Annotated in this window: 17 protein-coding genes and 1 pseudogene; 8 read left to right on the top strand and 10 right to left on the bottom strand. The window is 39.2% G+C overall.

Annotated elements, in window-relative coordinates; translation table 11 throughout:
- The 10 genes and pseudogenes from H6G83_RS02570 to H6G83_RS02525 all read right to left on the bottom strand — a co-directional run.
- Window positions 1-194: pseudogene (locus H6G83_RS02570) on the bottom strand (hypothetical protein); the annotation flags it as partial.
- 188 nt (window positions 195-382) lie between these two features.
- Window positions 383-1,675, bottom strand: a complete 1,293-nt coding sequence (locus H6G83_RS02565) for a recombinase family protein (protein ID WP_190466446.1) — start codon at window positions 1,673-1,675, stop codon at window positions 383-385.
- A gap of 329 nt (window positions 1,676-2,004) precedes the next feature.
- Complete coding sequence (locus H6G83_RS02560) at window positions 2,005-2,364, bottom strand: VOC family protein (RefSeq protein ID WP_190466443.1); 360 nt, start codon at window positions 2,362-2,364, stop codon at window positions 2,005-2,007.
- A gap of 163 nt (window positions 2,365-2,527) precedes the next feature.
- Window positions 2,528-3,769, bottom strand: coding sequence for a bifunctional ornithine acetyltransferase/N-acetylglutamate synthase (argJ, locus tag H6G83_RS02555; protein WP_190466440.1), 1,242 nt, complete (start codon window positions 3,767-3,769; stop codon window positions 2,528-2,530).
- Between the two features lie 652 nt (window positions 3,770-4,421).
- A complete protein-coding gene (gene accD, locus H6G83_RS02550; protein WP_190466437.1) occupies window positions 4,422-5,372 on the bottom strand; it encodes an acetyl-CoA carboxylase, carboxyltransferase subunit beta in 951 nt (316 codons plus the stop codon).
- 860 nt (window positions 5,373-6,232) lie between these two features.
- Window positions 6,233-7,042 carry a prepilin peptidase gene (locus H6G83_RS02545; protein WP_190466434.1) on the bottom strand — a complete coding sequence of 270 codons (810 nt, stop codon included), beginning with the start codon at window positions 7,040-7,042 and terminating at the stop codon, window positions 6,233-6,235.
- A 97-nt stretch (window positions 7,043-7,139) separates the two neighbouring features.
- Window positions 7,140-7,406, bottom strand: a complete 267-nt coding sequence (locus H6G83_RS02540) for a hypothetical protein (protein WP_190466431.1) — start codon at window positions 7,404-7,406, stop codon at window positions 7,140-7,142.
- Between the two features lie 82 nt (window positions 7,407-7,488).
- A complete protein-coding gene (gene leuB, locus H6G83_RS02535; RefSeq protein ID WP_190466428.1) occupies window positions 7,489-8,586 on the bottom strand; it encodes a 3-isopropylmalate dehydrogenase in 1,098 nt (365 codons plus the stop codon).
- A 166-nt stretch (window positions 8,587-8,752) separates the two neighbouring features.
- Window positions 8,753-9,337, bottom strand: coding sequence for an HD domain-containing protein (locus H6G83_RS02530; RefSeq protein ID WP_190466425.1), 585 nt, complete (start codon window positions 9,335-9,337; stop codon window positions 8,753-8,755).
- A gap of 73 nt (window positions 9,338-9,410) precedes the next feature.
- Window positions 9,411-10,856, bottom strand: coding sequence for a TIGR03985 family CRISPR-associated protein (locus tag H6G83_RS02525; protein ID WP_190466422.1), 1,446 nt, complete (start codon window positions 10,854-10,856; stop codon window positions 9,411-9,413).
- A 209-nt stretch (window positions 10,857-11,065) separates the two neighbouring features.
- Between H6G83_RS02525 and H6G83_RS02520 the strand changes: the two genes are divergently transcribed.
- From H6G83_RS02520 to csx19, 8 genes are read left to right on the top strand one after another with little or no spacing between them, the layout of a single operon-like run.
- Complete coding sequence (locus H6G83_RS02520; protein ID WP_190466419.1) at window positions 11,066-11,371, top strand: CRISPR-associated protein Csx3; 306 nt, start codon at window positions 11,066-11,068, stop codon at window positions 11,369-11,371.
- 56 nt (window positions 11,372-11,427) lie between these two features.
- Window positions 11,428-12,351 (top strand): CRISPR-associated protein Csx3, encoded by a 924-nt coding sequence (locus H6G83_RS02515; protein WP_190466416.1) that lies wholly within the window; start codon window positions 11,428-11,430, stop codon window positions 12,349-12,351.
- Window positions 12,352-12,401: 50 nt separating this feature from the next.
- Complete coding sequence (locus H6G83_RS02510; protein ID WP_190466413.1) at window positions 12,402-13,721, top strand: Card1-like endonuclease domain-containing protein; 1,320 nt, start codon at window positions 12,402-12,404, stop codon at window positions 13,719-13,721.
- Window positions 13,722-13,729: 8 nt separating this feature from the next.
- Window positions 13,730-15,379: a Cas10/Cmr2 second palm domain-containing protein gene (locus H6G83_RS02505; RefSeq protein ID WP_190466409.1), complete on the top strand. Its 1,650-nt coding sequence runs from the start codon at window positions 13,730-13,732 to the stop codon at window positions 15,377-15,379.
- A 3-nt stretch (window positions 15,380-15,382) separates the two neighbouring features.
- Window positions 15,383-16,060: an RAMP superfamily CRISPR-associated protein gene (locus tag H6G83_RS02500; protein ID WP_190466406.1), complete on the top strand. Its 678-nt coding sequence runs from the start codon at window positions 15,383-15,385 to the stop codon at window positions 16,058-16,060.
- Window positions 16,057-17,811, top strand: a complete 1,755-nt coding sequence (locus H6G83_RS02495; protein ID WP_190466404.1) for an RAMP superfamily CRISPR-associated protein — start codon at window positions 16,057-16,059, stop codon at window positions 17,809-17,811. The genes H6G83_RS02500 and H6G83_RS02495 overlap by 4 nt, the downstream gene beginning before the upstream one ends.
- The gene (locus H6G83_RS02490) at window positions 17,783-19,306 is read left to right on the top strand and encodes an RAMP superfamily CRISPR-associated protein (protein ID WP_242044388.1); all 1,524 of its coding nucleotides are present in this window, start codon (window positions 17,783-17,785) and stop codon (window positions 19,304-19,306) included. The genes H6G83_RS02495 and H6G83_RS02490 overlap by 29 nt, the downstream gene beginning before the upstream one ends.
- Window positions 19,303-19,860, top strand: a complete 558-nt coding sequence (gene csx19, locus H6G83_RS02485) for a type III-D CRISPR-associated protein Csx19 (RefSeq protein ID WP_190466403.1) — start codon at window positions 19,303-19,305, stop codon at window positions 19,858-19,860. Before H6G83_RS02490 ends, csx19 begins: the two co-directional genes overlap by 4 nt.
- Window positions 19,861-19,865 lie beyond the last annotated feature (5 nt).

Genomic DNA, 19,865 nt, shown 5'->3' with positions numbered 1-19,865 from the left:
TTCAAAGCTTTCACAAAGGAAAACTCATGTCTGAGAACCTTGCTAAGACGATACAAGTCTTTCTGCCCTACACCTCGGTTATCCATCCAAAAACGAATAGCTTTGTTGCGAACAAATTGACAGGTTCTCATCGCCTCATCAATGGCTGCATATTGAGTTGTTTTCCCTTTAACTTTAAACTCTAAAACAATCATTTCACGTGGAAAACTCCTACGCAATTATTATACCATAATCAAAGCCGTCCAAGAAGGACGGGGCTTTAGACCCAGTTTCTTGGTAAATTTAGAAACTGGAGATATAGGGTGGTTGACTATTGACTATTGACTGTTGACTATTGACTATTGACTGTTGACTGTTGACTATTGACTATTGACTGTTGACCCTAAAAAATAAAAATTACTTGTAAATCCCATTGTTGATTTTGACGTATAATTTCAATTTGACGGATAAATTCTCGCAAGTAAAATCTGCGCTCAGATTCTGATAAGTCTAACCAAAATTGAGGCAGGGAAACGGCTTGAGCAACAGATAGCAAATTTACTGGAGGAAGGGTTGCTAATTTTGCTTGTAGTGTAGAAATTTCTGTACGGAGTTTGTAAGTTCTTAACTTGGCTGTTTCTGTATCTAAAACACCAGTTTCTAATAAATTAGGTAACTGTTGCAGGATGTTTTGCTGATGGGCGATCGCTTCTTTTAAACTATTCTTAACTGTATCTAATTGGGGAAAATTGATCCCGGCTACCGCCAAAGGTAATTCACTACAAACCTTAGCAATTGTACATTCTAAAATTTCCTGGTAAGCAATAGCCTTACACTTGGGGTTTTGGGGACAGTTAAGAGGACGTAAGTAAAGATACTCCTTATCTTGATGACGTTGAGTCACACGGGTAACTGTCATGTGTGACTGACACTGATGACATACAACCAACCCAGCAAGGGAACGTGGGGCGCTAGCACTGCGAGAGGGTAAGCGACTATTACGGCGTAAAAGTCTGTCAACTTGGGCGGCTTCTTCTCTGGAAATAATGGGGGTATGGGTATCAGAGATAATTTCTTGATTTTGATAAGCAGTATCACCCCGATAAACGGGATTAGTTAACCATCGCTTACCAGTAGTCACAGAAATTTTCTTACCATATTTTTTGGCTAAGTAACGAACAGCACCCCGTAGAGAATTATAAAGTAAAAAGTTGTCAAAAAAATCCTTAACCACTGGAGCTGTACTGCGGTCAAGGATATATTTATCCTTACCTCTGCGATAACCATAAGGCGCTTTACCTGGAGGCGGTGCAGCATCAAGACGTTTACGGGCTTGTCCTTGACGAATGCGGCGACTGCGTTGTTGACGTTGAATTTCTTGGAGTAATGTCAGTAGATCAGCCCGCAGATGCGAAGTTGCTGAGTTGTAGGCTTGTTGGGTGGCGATGATTTCTATACCCATAGCTTCCAACTGATTGAGGCGATCGCTAACTTGGGCTAAATCATCCCCCAATTCCTCCAAACGCCGTACAATTAAATAATCGCAAGATTCAGTTTGACAATCAGTAAATAATTGTTGCAATTGCGATCGCTCACCCAAATCCTCATATACCCGTTCCACCTCCCACTCCCAGTTAATCTGCACAGGAGAAGTTTCTAGTAGCGGATCAGTGTATGTATAGGCAATAATTTTCATTAGTCAGTTATCAGTTGTCAGTTATCAGTTATCAGTTGTCAGTTATCAGTTATCAGTTGTCAGTTATCAGTTATCAGTTGTCAGTTATCAGTTATCAGTTATCAGTTATCAGTTGTCAGTTATCAGTTATCAGTTGTCAGTTATCAGTTATCAGTTGTCAGTTATCAGTTATCAGTTGTCAGTTATCAGTTGTCAGTTATCAGTTATCAGTTATCAGTTGTCAGTTATCAGTTGTCAGTTATCAGTTATCAGTTGTCAGTTATCAGTTGTCAGGTTTTGTTAACTGTTCACTGATAACTGTTCACTGTTAACTGTTCACTGATAACTGTTCACTGCTGACTCAACTCGATAATATTCCCATCTGGGTCTTGAGTGAACAAAGCCGGGCGACCGGAAGCGCTGGGTTGAATGGGATAATTTTGACTGAGTAATTCTTGCTTGGCGACTTCTAAGTCGGCGACGGAAAAAGCAACGTGGGGGTTGCGTCCCCATTTTTCGTTGGGGTTGTCGGTGGGTACATCTGACGCAACTATCAGATGAATTTGATAATCTCCAACTTGATACCATGCACCCGCATATTTCAATGAGCGGTCAATTTTGGATAATCCCAATACTTGACCGTAGAATTTTTCTGACCGTTCTAAATTGGTGACGAGTATGGCTGTATGGAGACTTTGGGTAATTTGCATTTTTTTATTTGGTTAGTCATCAGTTGACAGTTGACAGTTGACAGGTGACAGGTGACAGGTGACAGTTGTTATTCTCCCCTGCTTCCCCCACTTCCTCATCTCCCTCATCTCCCTCATCTCCCTCATCTTCCCAGTCCCCAATCCCCAGTCAAGAGTCCCCTAACTAAGTAGTATACTCAGCGTTAATCTTCACGTAGTCATAACTTAAATCGCATCCCCAAGCTTTCCCAGTGCTGTGACCATTGCCTATGTTGACGGAAATTAAGACGGTATCTTGTTGAAGATAAGCACCTGCGGCGGCTTGTTTCAAGTATGCGCTGGCGGCGGTGCGGTCAAAGGGGAGGGGTTGACCATTTTCTAATAGTAAAAAATCGCCTAGTTTAATTTGTAGGTTCTCTTGCTCGAAGGGAACACCAGCACGTCCGGCGGCGGCGGCGATGCGTCCCCAGTTGGGATCACGACCGAAGATTGCAGACTTAACTAAGGATGAACCAGCGATGGTTTTGGCGATTTGTCTAGCGGCTTGTTCATCATGTGCGCCTGTGACTTCCACTTCTATGAGACAGGTTGCACCTTCACCATCACGAGCGATCGCTTTGGCTAAATGTTGGCATACTGCTGTTAGCATGGCCTCTAATTTTTCCGATTCTACACCAATATCAGTAATAGCTGGGGTGCGGGATTGTCCATTGGCTAGGGCTATTAAACTGTCGTTAGTGCTAGTATCTCCATCTACGGTAATGGAATTGAAGCTTTTCTCTGCTGCTCTAGTTAACATCTGTTGCCAAAGATGAGGGTAAACTGCGGCATCACAGGTAACGAATGCTAGCATTGTTGCCATATTCGGGTGAATCATGCCTGAACCTTTGGCGATCCCACCAATGCGGACTGGGCGATCGCCTATAGTTGTTTCTAGGGCGATAGATTTTGTGACCAAATCTGTAGTGATAATTGCCCCGGCGGCTGCATCTGAACCTGTTGGGGAAAGGGAGGCTACTAGTTGCGGTATACCACTGCGTAATGCGTCCATTTTCATCCGTTGACCAATTACACCAGTGGAAGCCAACAGAATCAATTCGGGGGAAATATTTAACTCTTTGGCTAATAACTGGGCGCTTTCTTCGGCATCCTTCATACCGGCAATACCTGTAGCAGCGTTGGCTTGTCCGGCATTGCAGAGAATGGCGCGGGCGCTGGGCTTGGCTTGTAGGCGTTGACGACAGTAGTCTACACAAGCAGCTTTCACATGGCTGGTTGTAAATACACCAGATGCGATCGCTTCTACATCTGACAAAATCAAAGCTAAATCTGGCAACCCTGAAGGTTTCAGTCCTGCTATAATTCCCGTCGCCCGATACCCTTTTGGTGCTGTAACGCCTCCGCTAACTTCCCGCCAGTCTGCCATCTGCTTTCCATCCCCACAACTAAATTAGTTGACTGACTCGCGATTATACCAAAGTCATTAGTCATTAGTCAGTTGTCATTAGCAACTGATAACTGTTAACTGATAACCAAAAAAGGAGAGCCACTTGGGCAGCTCTCCAGATCATCAGGGTGCATCTACTTAGCACAGTATACCATTTTTGCACTGAGGAGTAACACCCATCATTTATTTTTTGTATAAAGATTATTAAGAAATTTCACGGGTAATACCAATTGGAAACAAGAATGTAACAAATACATGGGTGGGGGCGCACAGCTGTGCGCCCCTACAGATAATGGATGTATTGCGAAAATTTTTCAATTTAAAAAACCTACATCTGTCAGGACGAATAGCCGACGGGTGTAGGTTTTTGAACAGAAGGTAAGTATTCGGTTTCAAGATTGGAAAATACAACAACAAGGACAAGATAAGTAGGTAGACATAATTAAATATAAAATGAGTTGTTGTTCGTAGTCAGCGATTTATCGCGCTATTGCTGGGTTTGAAAGGACTAAAGTCCTGACTACAAACTTATATTTAATTAAGTGTCTCTAGTTAAAAGAGAGTCAAATTGTTAGGGGGAGATGAGGAAGAATTGCTGATTATAGTCTTCCTTGTCTCCCTGATCTGCCATCTATTCCGCAGCTGTGGAACTAAGACTCATCGTCTCCCACAGCACCATAGGAGGGGTTGTAGGTACAGGTTGATGTAAAGCTATTAATTGGGATAAGGTGTTTTTTAACTGGGTTCGGGGGACTATTTCATCGACAAAGCCGTGCTTGAGTAAGTCTTCTGCTGATTGAAAGTCTTCTGGCAGTTTTTCTCGTAGGGTTTGCTCAATTACGCGCCGACCAGCAAAACCAATTGTGGCTTTTGGTTCTGCTAAAATAATATCTCCCAACATGGCAAAGCTAGCAGTTACGCCGCCTGTGGTAGGATTGGTCAAGACAGGAATGTAGAGTAATCGAGAGTCTCTGTGACGTTCTAGGGCGGCGGAAATTTTCGCCATCTGCATCAGAGAAAGCATACCTTCCTGCATTCTCGCTCCCCCGGAGGTGCAGACGATGACTACTGGGTAATGGCGCTGGGTGGCTTGTTCGATTAAGCGGGTGATTTTTTCGCCTACAACTGAACCCATGCTACCGCCCATGAAGCGGAAATCCATCACGGCTAAGGCAATGGGTAAGCCATTGATTTGCCCCAAACCGGTTTTTACTGCGTCTAATAAACCTAGTTTATCTTCCATTTCCCGCAGGCGATCGCTATAGGGTTTGCGATCGCGGAATTTCAACGGGTCGGTAGCGCGGAGATTCTCATCCATCGGTCTCCAAGTATTTTGGTCTATCAATTGACGGATGCGCTCATCACTATCTACTCGATTATGATGTCCACACTCAACGCAGACCATTTGATTGGCTCGGAGGTCTTTTGTATATGTCAATACACCACACTTAGAACACTTGTGCCACAACCCATCGGCAATTTCACGTTCTTGGCGTTCGGGGTTAGTTGCTCCTGCTTTACGTCGGTTTGCGAACCAATCAAACAGAGACTTTAAACCGCGTGATTCTTCGTTGTTTGCCATTTTTATCTTATTCAAGTGAAGGTCAAAAACAAGTCAAGTAGTTTTGGGAGTTAATCATCACTAGTGCTTAACTAATAACTTTTTACCCTAGACTGTTGACTACATCGTCAAAATACGCGTTTAAGCAATTTAGACCTGAATTTTGGATCTTTGGTTGCCAGCTTAACGAAAATATTGATACCAATACAAGTGTCTGGTTCATGACATCTTGTAAATGTATCGGCTTAAACTTACGGGAATATATACCCTGCAACAAGAAGCTTTTCCCCAACCCCAGCTTGAATCCTTACTCCAAATATAAAAGTTTGTCTTGCTAGTTGATGAGCCATCAGCATCTTAGTACATTTAGTGGCGCTAACCAACAGGTACTTTTTGAGGACTTCCGTAAGCAAGCGAAAATCAAAAATTTGGGTAAGGAGTTTACGTATAATCTTTATACTCTCCCAAAGCAAAGAATTTCCGCAACGTCAGTCCTATCTTGTTAAGGGGGTGATCCAAGTCACAAGCTAATATTATCAAAATGTCAAGTGTCAATTGGGTAATGAAAGTTACATTTAGGGGAATAGGGTAAGGTCATTATATGACGGTTGACAGTTGACAGTTGACAGTTGACAAATTTTATCAGTAGCTATATGATTTACCTCTGCTAGACTTTTAACTACAGGTAATTGATGTGAGCAACCCAGGCACGAAGAAGGTTTTATGGAAACTGTTGTGCTAAATCTAAAACCGATCTTACAGAAAAAATATGCCAGTTGCGTAAGTCCTAACATAGTGGGAGGGTAAGTTGTAGGGTGGGCATTGCCCACCAAAATAATTACTCCCCTGTCCCCTATCACCTGTCCCCTGTCCCCTCTTCCCTAAAAGAACAAGCCTAAATAAGCAGCTAATATTGGTTTACCACCCAGTAGGGTAATAAAGGTTCCTAAAGCGAGGAATGGGCCGAAGGGGATTTTTTGCCCCCATTTGCGTTTTGACAGGATAATGGCTGCAATTCCTACAAATGCGCCTACTGCACAGGCTATAAATCCAGCTAGGAGCAAGTATCGCCAACCTAACCATGCGCCCATCATGGCGGCGAGTTTGGCATCTCCTGCACCCATTGCCTCTTTTTGTAGGAAGATACCTAATAGAGCGATCGCATCAAATAACCACAAGCCTAATACTGCCCCAACTATCCCCATCATCAGATGCCTAGCTATTCCTGACAAGCTGGCTTCGTTAGTATATCCCATGACTATTTGATAAATTAACCCTAATACCAACCCCGACTTAGTTAAGGGACTAGGTAGAGTCATAGTATCTAGGTCAATCAGGGTTAATGCTAACAACCAGCTACATAATATCCAATAACCTATGGTAATAATAGAAACTTTAAATATAAAAAATATGAGGAGAAAAATCATCCCTGTTGCAGTTTCCACCACAGGGTAACGCCAAGAAATAGGACTTTTACAATAACGGCATCGTCCCTTTAACCATATCCAACCTAGAACAGGCACATTATCATAGGCTTTGAGCGCCTTTAAACAATGGGGACAACGAGAGGGCGGCCACAGAAGAGATAAGCCAGCAGGTAATCTATAAACTACCACGTTAATAAAGCTGCCAATAGACGCACCCAAGGCGAAAACAAACACACTCGCCAGGGTAACTATCAAAGTATCCATAAGTCATTTGTCTGAAGTTCTGAGTCATTTGTCGTTGATCTTTTGCTGAATGTCGAGTATTACTCTTGACAACTGACCACTGACTAATGACAACTGACTAGTACAGATAGGATTCAATTTGACTTAATGGCACAAAACATTCTTGTGGTAAGAGTACGGGCTGACTTGTAAAAATTACTTTACCCCGATGAGTGACACGGTTAATTGCTACGCCTGAAGGCTGACCAACAATTTCTGGATGTACCTCACAGTGGATGTAGTAAATTTGCCCCGCAGCTCTGATGATGGCTGGATCAATCAAAGGGGAATGGCTCCTTGGGGCAGTGGGATTAACTTTTCCTTGTTCTTGTTTTAAAGCGTACACTATTGTGTTATGTGTGTGATTGCTAGATTTTGGTAACAGTTTAGCCGAAACATCTAGAATTGGTTGCCAATTTGGCGATTTTTCATGAAAGATTATTTTTTTCTAAAGCTTTTATTAATGAGTCACCCATAGCTCGGCAACCTAAGAGATTCATACCTGCTGATATTATATCGCCTGTGCGATCGCCTTGCTCTAAAACCTGTAGTACGGCTTGTTCTATTTTGTCGGCGGCTTTGGGTTGGTCTAGGGCGTAGCGTAACATCATCGCTGCACTCAAAACTTGGGCGAGGGGGTTGGCTTTATCAAGTCCGGCGATATCTGGGGCGGAGCCGTGGACTGGTTCAAACACTCCCGGCCCGGATGCGCCAAGGCTAGCGGAGGGTAACATCCCAATACTACCTGTGAGCATGGCGGCGGCATCGGAGAGGATATCGCCGAATAAGTTACCTGTAACGATGGTGTCGAATTGTTTGGGGGCGCGTACCAACTGCATAGCGGCATTATCTACATATAGATGGGAGAGTTCCACATCTGGGTATTCTTGGGAAAGTTTGGTGATGCGATCGCGCCACAATTGTGATACTTCTAATACGTTGGCTTTATCAACTGAGCAAAGTTTACCCCGGCGTTTGCGTGCAGTTTCAAAAGCTACCCGCCCAATTCGGTCAATTTCTGATTCGCTATAAACCATTGTATTGACACCGCGTTTCTCTCCCGTCTCAGTCTCAAAAATTCCCTTGGGTTTGCCAAAGTAAATTCCGCCTGTGAGTTCACGCACCACCATAATATCTACCCCTTCCACGACTTCCCGCTTGAGGGTGGAAGCGTCGATTAGTTGGGGTAAAATTTGGGCAGGGCGTAAGTTGGCAAATAAACCTAAGCCGGCGCGTAGTCCTAATAAGCCTGCTTCTGGGCGTTGGTGGGAGGGTAAAGCATCCCATTTATAACCGCCAATGGCGGCGAGTAATACAGCATCACTGTTGCGACAAGTTTCTAAGGTAGCGGCTGGTAGAGGTTCGCCAGTAGCATCAATTGCTGCACCGCCAATTAAAGCTTCTGAGAAATCAAACCCAATATCGAATTGTTCCCCTACGACTTTCAGCACATCTACCGCCACTGCCATAATTTCGGGGCCAATACCATCGCCGGGAAGTAGGGTAATTCGGTAGTTCTGAGTCATAGCTAAATTTCTTTTTTGGTAAATGCTTGCAAATTAAATATCATACCGAGCAAGGGTACAAATGTAATTCGTAATTCGTAATTCGTAATTCGTAATGTCATGTCCGCTTAAACATTTATCATATTTTGGGGGTTGGTAATGGGTAATTGGTAATGGTAGAAAGCAATTACCTATTCCCTATTACCTTCTGTTCGAGTTCTTGAACAACTCGCGTAAACTCCTGTGTCATCCAATCTGAACCTGTTTCATGGTATATTTGCTGCAACTGTCGATAAAACCATAAAGTACCCTCTCTACCGGCTTTAAACTGGCTCCAGATGTTGCTACCTTGTTGTTGATAGTCGGTGAGTAATGAGCGGGCGTTGTGCAGCTTATCTGCAAGCGAGACTCGCCGGACTGAGGGCGAAGCATGACGTAAGTTGGCTAAGTATCTTTGTTTACGTTCTTCCCAAGGTGGTTTGGGTTCACTATCGCATTCTGTGCAACCATCAACTATGGCTATGACTGTCTCACCAAAAAGTTGACGGACTTCTTCACGGGTGGATTTTCCACCTTGGTCTTCGATACTATCATGCAGTAATCCAGCGATCGCTTCTTCTTCTGTGCCTCCAACTTCTAGTACCAGTGCTGCTACACTCAGTAAATGCGCTATATATGGAACGCCGCTAATTTTGCGGGTTTGGTTGGCATGAAGGTGGGTAGCGTAGATTAATGCTGATACAAACTTATCTGTTAATTTTGTTTTGGTCATTGGTTATTAGTCATTGGTCATTGGTCATTAGTCATTAGTCATTGGTCATTGGTCATTAGTCATTGGTCATTAGTCAGTTGTTATCCTCATCTCCCTCATCTCCCCCTACTCCCTCATCTCCCTCATCTCCCTCATCTCCCTCATCTCCCCCAGTCCCCAAGCCCTGATGATAAAGCTGAAATTCTTTCGCTACATCCGCCGCGATTTTTTGTCTTAAATCAAAGGGAAAAATGACTTCACATTTAGGTCGCCATGCACGTAGACGCATGATAATACCGTTATCTTGATCGCGGTAATAAACTTGGTAGTAAGCGTCTTGTGGAGAACGGTTGTTTAATATATTTAATAACTCTTGTTGGTTTTCTGGTTGGGTGACTTCACGACGAATTAGACGCTGTGCTTGCTCTTTGGTGATGGCTTTAAAAGTTTTGTGGCGGATGGTATTTTGAATGTAGCGATCGCTATATTCACGGTCAAATCTCAGCAACATCAGCCGGGATGGTAAGTAAAAATCAAACCCCCAAGCATTCCCCATTTCCTGGGCAATATAATCTGGGCTTAAGGAAGATGGTTGTTGATAACGCTGTCGCAAATTTTGGGGTATGCGTTCATCATCCCATTCTAAGGATGTGATGTTTTGAATTCGGTCAAGACGGAAATTATACCAGTCAGTTTTTCGGTCTGGACTTTCACCATAAGCACAGAGGTAAACTGCTCTTTGCATATAATAAATGCAAACTGGATACACAACACAGTTCACAAATTTCCCTAACCTAGCGCTGTCATAGGTGAGTTGAATGGGAGGTACGGGGGTGTTTGTCCATAGTTTTCTTAATTGGTCTTGCCAATCTTCAACTAAGTCGATGGTGCTAAGGGGAATGACGTAATCTAGTTGTAGGAAAAAGCGCTGGATACCATTAATTTTGTGAGAATGATTTTGCGCGATCGCAACTAAGTCTTCGTGCAGAAAGTTCAATTCATACGCCCCGATTTTACTATAATCTGTATCATCTTTCACAGTAATTGGACGCGGGGGAAATTTTTCTACACGGTAATATTTTTCATTTTTATATTCCAACCAACCCAAATCTGCTAGGGTTTCTAAGTCACCTTGCAAAGAACGGCGAGTGATACCAAACAGTCTTTTATTTAATATCTCTGCTAATTTAGATTCTTCTATGCCAGTGTGAGCTAATAATATTTCTTGCCACTGGTTAGCGTCAATTCCTGTTTTTTCATTAAATAGCCACTGGGCGCTTGTTTTGGCGCATGGACATTGAGGATCGTGCAGTTGGGGAACTTCGTCTCCTGTGGGATGGGTGGGACTGAAGAAGGTGATGCGCCATTGGGCATAAATAAACCCATCATGCAATGGTAAACGGTCTTGAGGGTCGCCGTAAAGCGATCGCAACCACACCCACAACCGCATAGCCCGCAGCAGGTTTTGTTTGAGTGAACCGCGTGCTAGCCATTGTAATAATTCTACATTGGGGACATCTGGAAATATTAATTCAGACACTGGATCAATCTCAACTAATAACTGTCTTTAGAATACCAGTGCCTGGAAAAGGCTATTTCCAAGTACTTGTATGATATATCCATAAGAGTTACGCATGAAAAAGAAAAATCGATAGCTTAAGTAAGGGTGTAGCTGTTTAAAACTCTTACGTCCTTTGAACAGACAATTTTGGTGCATAAGTTCTAATCGAGTACAACAAGTGAATAAATATGAGTACTTATAAAATCGAGCTAAAAGATGCCATTATGCGAGTCAGTTTTGGGGAACCTGCCCAAAATGACCAAATTGTGCGTGATGCAGCCGCCAGATTAGAAGAAATGGCTGCATCGGGAGAACTGGCTGGCGGCCCATTGCTAAGAATTAATGGCCCGATATCTATCCCTGTAGCATTTGTTCTCGCGCATAAACTGGCGCATATCTATGGTGCGGTGGCTTTTTATGATCCTAAATTAGGAAAATATGTGATCTGTGTCACACATAACCCTAGTTATAAATTGGGAGACTTGATAGATTGAGATTTAGGAGACAAGTAGCTCAAAGATTAGTCTTGGAGCTGTTTTAAGCTGCCATTATGAGTAACTATCAGATCAGGCTACAAGGTGATATTCTCAGAGTAGGATTCGGAATTATACCAGCAACTGGCGATCGCATAGTCCGCGATGTGGCGGCGCAGTTAGATGAGATGATTGCTACCGGGGAATTACCCGGTGGTACTCTCATCAAAATCAATGGACGAGTTTCTGTATTAGTGAGTCAGGTGTTAGGGGATAGGTTAGGAAGATTGTATGATGCGATCGCCTTATTAGATCCGAAAATAGGCGCACCAGGAATTGATAGATATGTAGTCACAGTTAGCAGAAATCCTAACTATCAAGTCGGGGATGTGTTGGATGTGGTGCGAGAGTCGCAGTCACAAACCCATCTGAAAGTAGTCTTATGTGGCTTTGCAAATACAGGAAAGACCTGCTTCCGAGAAGGATTAAAACAAGCACTATCGCAGATTCCCGATGCGCCGGAATCCTATTGTATTTCTGGCTGTCCTGATGGTGACGGTTCTTGGTTTAGTGAAACAGCTAGGCGCGATCCTGATTTAGCGGCTTATATGAAAGCACAATACAAAGCTAGATTTACGCCAGAGTTCGCCCAACTAAAGGCGCAGGAAGTGAGGGGAGTGAATACGCCGATATTTGTCTTTGATGTTGGTGGGAGAATATCTGACGAGAACCGTTTGATGATGGCGGAAGCAACCCATGCGGTGATTTTAGTCAAAGATGAAGCGGAAATCGAGCCTTGGCAAAGGTTGTGTGATGAGTTGAAGTTGCAAGTTATTGCGATCGTTTTCAGCGACTTTTTTGGGAACAATGATGTGGTTGCGTCAAGAGAGCCAATTTTACGGGGTACGGTGCATAGATTAATGCGTGGCGAGGATGTATCGCAGCGTCCGATGGTGCAGGCTTTAGCGCAGGCTTTGGTGGCGTTGTGTAGGAGGGAGTAAGAGAGGGCGATCGCGCTCGTCTGAATAGTTAACGTAAATTAGAGGTAATGATGACTATAAACAATCCATTAAATTGGGAAAATCACCAAGTTGACTATCTTTTTTTATTAATTGGTGAAAATCCTTTACCAAACTACGTAGCAGCAAAAACACTACTTAGAGAAGGTGGTAAACCTTGTCTTGTTTACACTGAACACACTAAAGATGCAGCCAGAATATTACAGAAAAATTTAAACCTTGATGAGAATGACAAACTTCCTTTGGGTAAGCATGAGTCTAACGCATTTGAGATCAGAAAAGCTATCAAAAATAAAGTAGAAGAAATTAAAGACGAAAATATTAAGGCAGGAAAAGATCCCAGTAAAATTTGTTTTGCTTTAAATTATACAGGTGGCACAAAGGCGATGGCTGTCCATGCTTATCAAGCATTTTTGGAATCTGATATTTCTACTGAAATCAAATTTAGTTATCTAGATCCACGTAACTTAAAGATGCTAATAGATCAAAAAAATAGTTCTCCAATACGATTGGATATTTTTGATAAAAAAATTAAAACAAAAGTTGATATCCCATTTGAGAGACTCTTTGAATTACATGATTTGAGATGGAAACAGCATGATGCACCAATATTCCAACCTAGTCTGTATGATGCAGCTAAAGAAATTATTGTAATATACGAAAATAAAAATTATCATTATCGTAAAGAGGTTGCTGACAGTTATCAATCATGGTGTAAGGATGAACTTAGCAAAGCAAAAAAAGCCAATAAATATTGGCAAGAAGAATCAGATTTAGAGAAACTATCATTAAATATAAATGATGTTCCTCAAAAAATTAAACAAGTTTTTCAAAAATATATGGGAATATCTGGACAGCAACTTCATCTTAAAATCGCTAAAAATCTTGGATTTAACAGTTATCAAGATTTTTGCGGATGGCTTAATTGTGGATGGTTAGAACATTATGTATTATGGCAAATTCAACAAATACCTGATTCTCTTAATCTTAATATAGATGAAAGTGCAATGTCATTTCATATTGAAGATCCTGATAATAAAAATGCTATGTGGGATAAATTTGAGTTTGATGTTGCTTTTAGAAGAAGATACCAATTATTTGCAATTTCTTGTACAACATCTATTCATGATAATACTTGTAAAGAGAAACTTTTTGAGGCTTATGTTAGAGCCAGACAGTTAGGTGGTGCAGAATCTAAGGTAGCTTTAGTATGTTTACACCATGATACGAAACGTTTGGAAAAACAGATGAAGATTCTTACTCAGGATAATAAAATAGCTGTTTTTGGAATTAATCACCTCATGAATTTATCACCGAAGATTACAAATTGGATTCAAGGTAAGGATTATTAATAATAGTTATGAATAAATACATTGCAACGGTAATTGATACAACTGGTATCCAACGTTATATTTTTGGCAGCAACAGATTAAAAGAAAATGTTGGAGCTTCCTATTTAGTTAAATCAGCAACGGATAAATGGGTTGAAGAAATACTTAAATCCTTAGATAGTCTTTCTCCAGAAAATATTCATATTCCCGATAAAAGCAAACAGGAATTTAATCCACTGATTCATGACAATGAAAGTATAATGGCTGAATTAATTTATGCTGGAGGAGGTAATACAGTATTAGTTTTTAGAAAAGTTGAGCAAATTGATTATGCAAAAGAATTTACTCGTAAACTGAGTTTTAAAATTCTCAATGAAGCACCAGGCTTAAATATTGTAGTTGCACACCAAGAATTTGATTGGAATGAAAAATTATTACGCGAAGTAATTGATGATGAAATTAAAAAAAATAAATTAGACACTCAAAAAAGAGAAGCAAGAACATCTTCACCCGTTTTAGGTTTAGGAGTTACAGCAAGTTGTATTTCCACAGGATTAGTTGCTGTAGAAATGCGAGATATTGATGGTGAACCTAAGCCAATATCCAGAGAGATAGTTGCAAAAACTAATGATAATACAGTTAAAGGAGCTAATGAAGAACTAAAGAAAATTATTTTTGATTCTGATAAGTTAGCAAGATTTAAAATTCCTTTAGATGTTGATGATTTAGGAAGAACAGAGCAAGAAAGTAGTTACATGGCGATTGTTCATATTGACGGTAATCAAATGGGTAAAAGATTTGAAGATTACAGTAAATCTCAAGACCAGGAAAATAAGTCAGAGGCTAATAAAAATTATATTATTGCTATGCGTAAACTATCTTGGGGCGTAAATGAAGCTGCAATTAAATCTTTAAAAGCCGTTGTTGAGTTACTCATTGACTCAATAGTTAAAGAAAAATTTAGTATTAAAAATAAATTTTTACCTTTTCGTCCTATTGTGTATGGTGGAGATGACGTTACATTTATTTGTGATGGTCGTTTGGGTTTAGCACTTGCAATTAAATTTTTAAAGGAGTTTGAAAAGCACACAGAAAACTTACCCAACGCTAAAGGTGGAACATCTAAAGCTACAGCTTGTGCTGGTATTGCGATTGTGAAAACTCATTATCCATTTGCTAGAGCCTATCAATTAAGTGAAGCATTATGTAAAAGTGCTAAGAATTTTGTTAGCGAAAAAATTGATAATCCTTCCAAAAAAGAGCCAATATTTTCTGCTCTTGATTGGCATATTGCATCTAGTGGTATTTTAGGAACAATTGATCAAATTCGTGAACGAGAATATAAAGCACGCAATGGTGAAAAATTAACAATTAGGCCAATGAGATCCCATGAATATGGATCTGACTGGTTAACATGGACAGATTTTGCAGAAGTTATTAGACAATTTAAAGAAGAAGAACCTTGGAAAGATAAACGTAATAAAGTAAAAGCTCTCCGGGAAGTTTTACGGGAAGGAAAAACAGCAACAGAACAATTTTTAAAAGCTTATGGCGACGATGATTTACCAATTTTTATCAAAGCTAATAATCAGTTAAAACAATGTGGTTGGATAGATGGAGCTTGTGGTTATTTTGATGCAATTGAAGCAATGGATTTTTATATCTCTTTGGAGGACTAAAAAATGTACTCAATTAAAATTAAACTTTTGAGTGATACAACCTTTGGGCGTGGAGATGGAGTTGCTGGTTTAGTTGACCAAGAAGTAGAACATGATCAATATGGTTTTCCTTTTTTAAGAGGGCGTACCCTAAAAGGTTTATTAAGTGAAGAATGTGATAATTTAGTAATTGTGCTACCTGAAGGACATCAACGTAATCATTGGTTAAAAGTTAGACGTGATTTATTTGGTCAAGCTGGTAGTACGAATGAAAACATGGCCAAAATGCACGTTGGTGATGCTTGTTTACCTGAAGATTTACGTTATGCAGTGGCAAAACAACAACAACTAAATGATGGTATTCCTACTCGTGAAGATATACTAAATTCTTTAACTGCTATTCGCAAGCAAACAGCTATTGATCCCACAAATGGTGTTGCTGCTGACCACAGTTTACGTTCACTCCGTGTAATAGTACGCGATCGCCCTGAACCTCAATTTTCCCCATCTTTTCAAGCACTATTATTTTTTGAAGAAAACCCAACAACTGATATGTTAGCAGCTTTAGGAGTAGCTACTCTTGCACTGCGACGTATCGGTACTGGACGTAATAGAGGGCTTGGTCATGTACAGTGTACCTTACACTACCAAGAAGAAAATATTACTCGTACATACATTGAGAATTTTGGAAAAGTTAAATGAAAGCAGTCTCTTTTTTACTACATACCCAACAACCAGTTTTAGCAACCTCACTTCAAGGCGATCCTAACAGTGATGTATCTTTTTCTTATATTCCTGGAAGTATGATTCGAGGTGTATTAATTTCTAGATATCTTAAACAATACTCATGTAAAGAACCGGATATTCTACAAAATCATGACATTCAAAGACTATTTTTTGATGGCACAACTCGATTTTTAAACGCATATCTGTTTAAAGAACGAAGAACTTTACCTGTATCTTTATGCTTATATAAAGAGAAAAACCAGAAAAATAAAAAAGACGATAATTCAGAGACAATTCATATTTATAATTGCAGTAATCCAGATATTAAAGGTACAATAAAATCACCTCAAAGAATAAGCCATAGTTTTTGTATTATCGAGGATGGTTCGATTTCACTTTATAGTGAAAAAAGAAGAATCAATATTCATAATCAAAGACATAGGCAACGAGGTAAAGGTATTGAAGGCAATGGTTCTGTATTCCGTTACGATGCTATTGACGCAGGACAAATTTTTCAAGGTGTAATTTTATGTGATGTTGACGATGATGCACCTATTATCAAATCCTTATTAACATCGCCTGATGAAAACGAAAAAGTTCAGTTATGGCTTGGTGGTTCTCAAAGTGCAGGTTATGGTCATGTTACTGTTAAAATTTTACATGATGATAATGATGAAACTATATGGGATGAAGTCAAAAATGAGTTAGAGACAAGATTTTATAGCCAAAAAAATTTAGTTGTTACGCTTCTAAGTGATGTTATTTTACGGGATGAATGGGGACAAGTAAGTAGTCATAATGAGCTTTTCATTAATACAATGATTAACTTACTACATCCAGAGTTAAAACATTTAGATACTTATTCTAATAGCGTAATAGTTGGAGGTTTTAATCGTAAATGGGGCTTACCTTTACCCCAAGTTTCAGCATTTTCTTCTGGTAGCGTGTTTGTATTTAAAATACCTCAATTTCCAGATAAAATTAAAAGAATGGAATTTGTGAAGAAATTAGAAGAAATTGAAAACGCAGGTATTGGTGAAAGAAAAGTAGATGGTTTTGGTAGATTAGCATTTAATTGGTTACAAAACTATAGCAGTTCTGATGTTGGCTTAGATGGGAAAAAATATAATGATAACAACTTAAATGAACCCCAAAGTCTAAATCACACATCTAAAGAAATTGCTATCAAGATGGGAAAAAGAATACTAAGACAAAAACTAGATGATTTAATGTTAGAAAACATTAATGTTAACATACCTCAAGATAAAAAAGATAGAAATGCAATCAAAAATAGTCAGCTTTCACGTCTAATAGATATTGCAACAAAGGCTTTATTTAATAAAAATCCTGATGACTTATATCAATTTATTGGTAAAAATAAAAATTCTAGTAACCTGACCAAAAACGCCAGGGAACAATTTGAAAAAACAAAAATATCTGGTATAAGTCTCGATGAAAAAATTCGTCTTTTGTTGAGAGATTATAAGTTAGATGGTGAACAAGCTACTGATTATCACAACTGGATTCTCTATGCTTGGGCTACACATACACAACATAGTTCTCTAGTTAATGATGAGGGTTTACCTACTATTACCATCGCTGAACAACAAGTAAGTCTTGATAATGATTTATCTCTTGAATATACACTGCGACTAATTATAGCAATAGCCAAAAAAATTATGAAAGATAAAAATAAGGATGAAAAAAATAATGGACTTAGCTCATAGAAGTGATAACCGCAAGATTATTAAACGTATTATTATACGAGGTAATTTAATCTTGGATACACCAACTTGTTTAGGAAGTGGTGATAATGATAGTCCAATAGACTTGGCTTTATTAAGAGACAATCTTAATAGTAATTTGGCATTGCTAACAGGATCATCAATAGCTGGTGCATTAAGGAACTATTTACGCAAATTTTCTAAAAAAGATAATCAAAATGATTTGCGTAATGATTTAGTAAGCAAGTTATTTGGTGATTTATTTGTTTATGAAAATGAAATAAATATTCCTGATGAAAAAGAAAGAATAGAAAAGCGAAATCAAGATAACCAAAGTCTTTTAATTATAGATGATTCTATTAGCACTTCTCCTATCCAACCTGAATTAAGAGATGGTGTAAAAATTGATAGTGTCACTCGCACAGCAGAACCTAAAAAGAAATATGATTTAGAACTCTTGCAAGCAGGTACAGAATTTCCTCTATGTTTTGAGCTATTGATAGAAAAAGAATCTGATGAGTCTAGTTTACTAAAAGGACTAGCGATCGCCCTCCAAGGTTTAGAACCAGTTGAAGGTTTAGAACAAGGTGAAATCAGCTTAGGAATCAAAAAGCATCGTGGTTTTGGTCGCTGTCATGTCAACGAGTGGCAAGTATGGCAATTTGATTTAACAGATCATCAACAAAGATTAGATTGGTTAAAATTTGAACATTGGCACTCTGGTTTATTTCCTGATTATCCAACTCATACATCAATTGCACAAGCATTAAATGTATCTCTGGATGAAAAAGATGATCAGCGTGAGTTCTGTAAAATTGATGCTACATTTACCCTTGCTAGTCCTTTATTAATTCGTTCTGGTCAAGCATCCAGTGATAAAGCACCCGATGTAGTACATTTAAAATCACGACGTAATGGAGAATTAAAACCAAAACCTGTTTTATCTGGTACATCTTTAGCTGGAGTTTTACGTCATCGTGCAGAACGTATCATTAATACAATTGGTAAAAATGTCAGTATTATTGAAGATATCTTTGGTTCAGATTTATCTAAAAATAAAACTTCAGAAGCAAAAGCTAGTCGTTTAACTGTTCATGAAAGTGTCATTGAAAACTATACAGATTTAGTACAGAATCGTATAGCTATTGACCGTTTTACAGGTGGAACTTTGCATGGTGCATTATTTAATGAACAGCCAATATTTCCTAATAATGAAACCTATTTAAAATTAAATTTTGAATTACGTAATCCAGAAAATTGCGAAGTTGGGTTACTGTTGTTATTACTAAAAGACTTATGGACTGGTGATTTACCAGTAGGAGGTACAAGCAGTATTGGTAGAGGGAGATTGCAAGGTAAAGATGCAACTATTACTTTACGAAGAGAAGAAAAAACTGAAACATTTACTATTGAAAAATCTTCAGATAACTTAGTTGTAAGTGATGCTAAATCTTTACAAGAATTTGTTTCTGCATTAAATGAGGAAGTTAACAAATGAATAAACCAAAATGTGATCCTTTAGAAATACCAGATAATTCTGATTTTAAAGTATGGAAAGCATGGTTAGAAAAACAAGCTGAAGATAATCAATTAAAATACCTTTTAGCTCATGCTGATGATGGTGTAATATGGGGACATTTTAATAAAGGCTATCACTTAATAACTGCGGATAGTGTTTTTCCACAATTCCCAAAATTACATCCTGATACATTACAACAATGTCGTATTTTCGGTGATAAATCAGAAGTGATGATTTGGAAAATAGACGGAGGTTTTAAAGCACGTTTAATTCAAGATAATAATTTGAACAAGGATGATTATTATATTACTGAAAATCAAATGCTGTGGGGAACACAAAAAGAGCAAGAAAAAGATGGTTTTACATTAGTTTCCGATGAAAAGCAAGGTTTAAGACACGCTGTACCTTTAACTGATATTAATTTCAAGAACAATGAACGTCCTTTGCGTTTAACTGTTCATCATTACATTAATGAAGATGATTCAGGTGTTGCTCGTATTTATCTAAGTCGTTTAGTTAAAGTTTACTTTTAAGGAGA

This window comes from Anabaena azotica FACHB-119 (assembly GCF_014697625.1).
In the GTDB taxonomy this organism is placed as follows: Bacteria; Cyanobacteriota; Cyanobacteriia; order Cyanobacteriales; family Nostocaceae; genus Trichormus; species Trichormus azoticus_A.
The sequence above is the reverse complement of the archived record's forward strand: the minus strand, read 5'-3'. Positions and strand labels throughout refer to the sequence as shown.

Coding starts and splice junctions, on each gene's coding strand:
- H6G83_RS02565 (WP_190466446.1), bottom strand. CDS start 1,675: ATGAAAATTATTGCCTATACATACACTGATCCGCTACTAGAAACTTCT.
- H6G83_RS02560 (WP_190466443.1), bottom strand. CDS start 2,364: ATGCAAATTACCCAAAGTCTCCATACAGCCATACTCGTCACCAATTTA.
- argJ (WP_190466440.1), bottom strand. CDS start 3,769: ATGGCAGACTGGCGGGAAGTTAGCGGAGGCGTTACAGCACCAAAAGGG.
- accD (WP_190466437.1), bottom strand. CDS start 5,372: ATGGCAAACAACGAAGAATCACGCGGTTTAAAGTCTCTGTTTGATTGG.
- H6G83_RS02545 (WP_190466434.1), bottom strand. CDS start 7,042: ATGGATACTTTGATAGTTACCCTGGCGAGTGTGTTTGTTTTCGCCTTG.
- leuB (WP_190466428.1), bottom strand. CDS start 8,586: ATGACTCAGAACTACCGAATTACCCTACTTCCCGGCGATGGTATTGGC.
- H6G83_RS02530 (WP_190466425.1), bottom strand. CDS start 9,337: ATGACCAAAACAAAATTAACAGATAAGTTTGTATCAGCATTAATCTAC.
- H6G83_RS02520 (WP_190466419.1), top strand. CDS start 11,066: ATGAGTACTTATAAAATCGAGCTAAAAGATGCCATTATGCGAGTCAGT.
- H6G83_RS02515 (WP_190466416.1), top strand. CDS start 11,428: ATGAGTAACTATCAGATCAGGCTACAAGGTGATATTCTCAGAGTAGGA.
- H6G83_RS02510 (WP_190466413.1), top strand. CDS start 12,402: ATGACTATAAACAATCCATTAAATTGGGAAAATCACCAAGTTGACTAT.
- H6G83_RS02505 (WP_190466409.1), top strand. CDS start 13,730: ATGAATAAATACATTGCAACGGTAATTGATACAACTGGTATCCAACGT.
- H6G83_RS02500 (WP_190466406.1), top strand. CDS start 15,383: ATGTACTCAATTAAAATTAAACTTTTGAGTGATACAACCTTTGGGCGT.
- H6G83_RS02495 (WP_190466404.1), top strand. CDS start 16,057: ATGAAAGCAGTCTCTTTTTTACTACATACCCAACAACCAGTTTTAGCA.
- H6G83_RS02490 (WP_242044388.1), top strand. CDS start 17,783: ATGAAAAAAATAATGGACTTAGCTCATAGAAGTGATAACCGCAAGATT.
- csx19 (WP_190466403.1), top strand. CDS start 19,303: ATGAATAAACCAAAATGTGATCCTTTAGAAATACCAGATAATTCTGAT.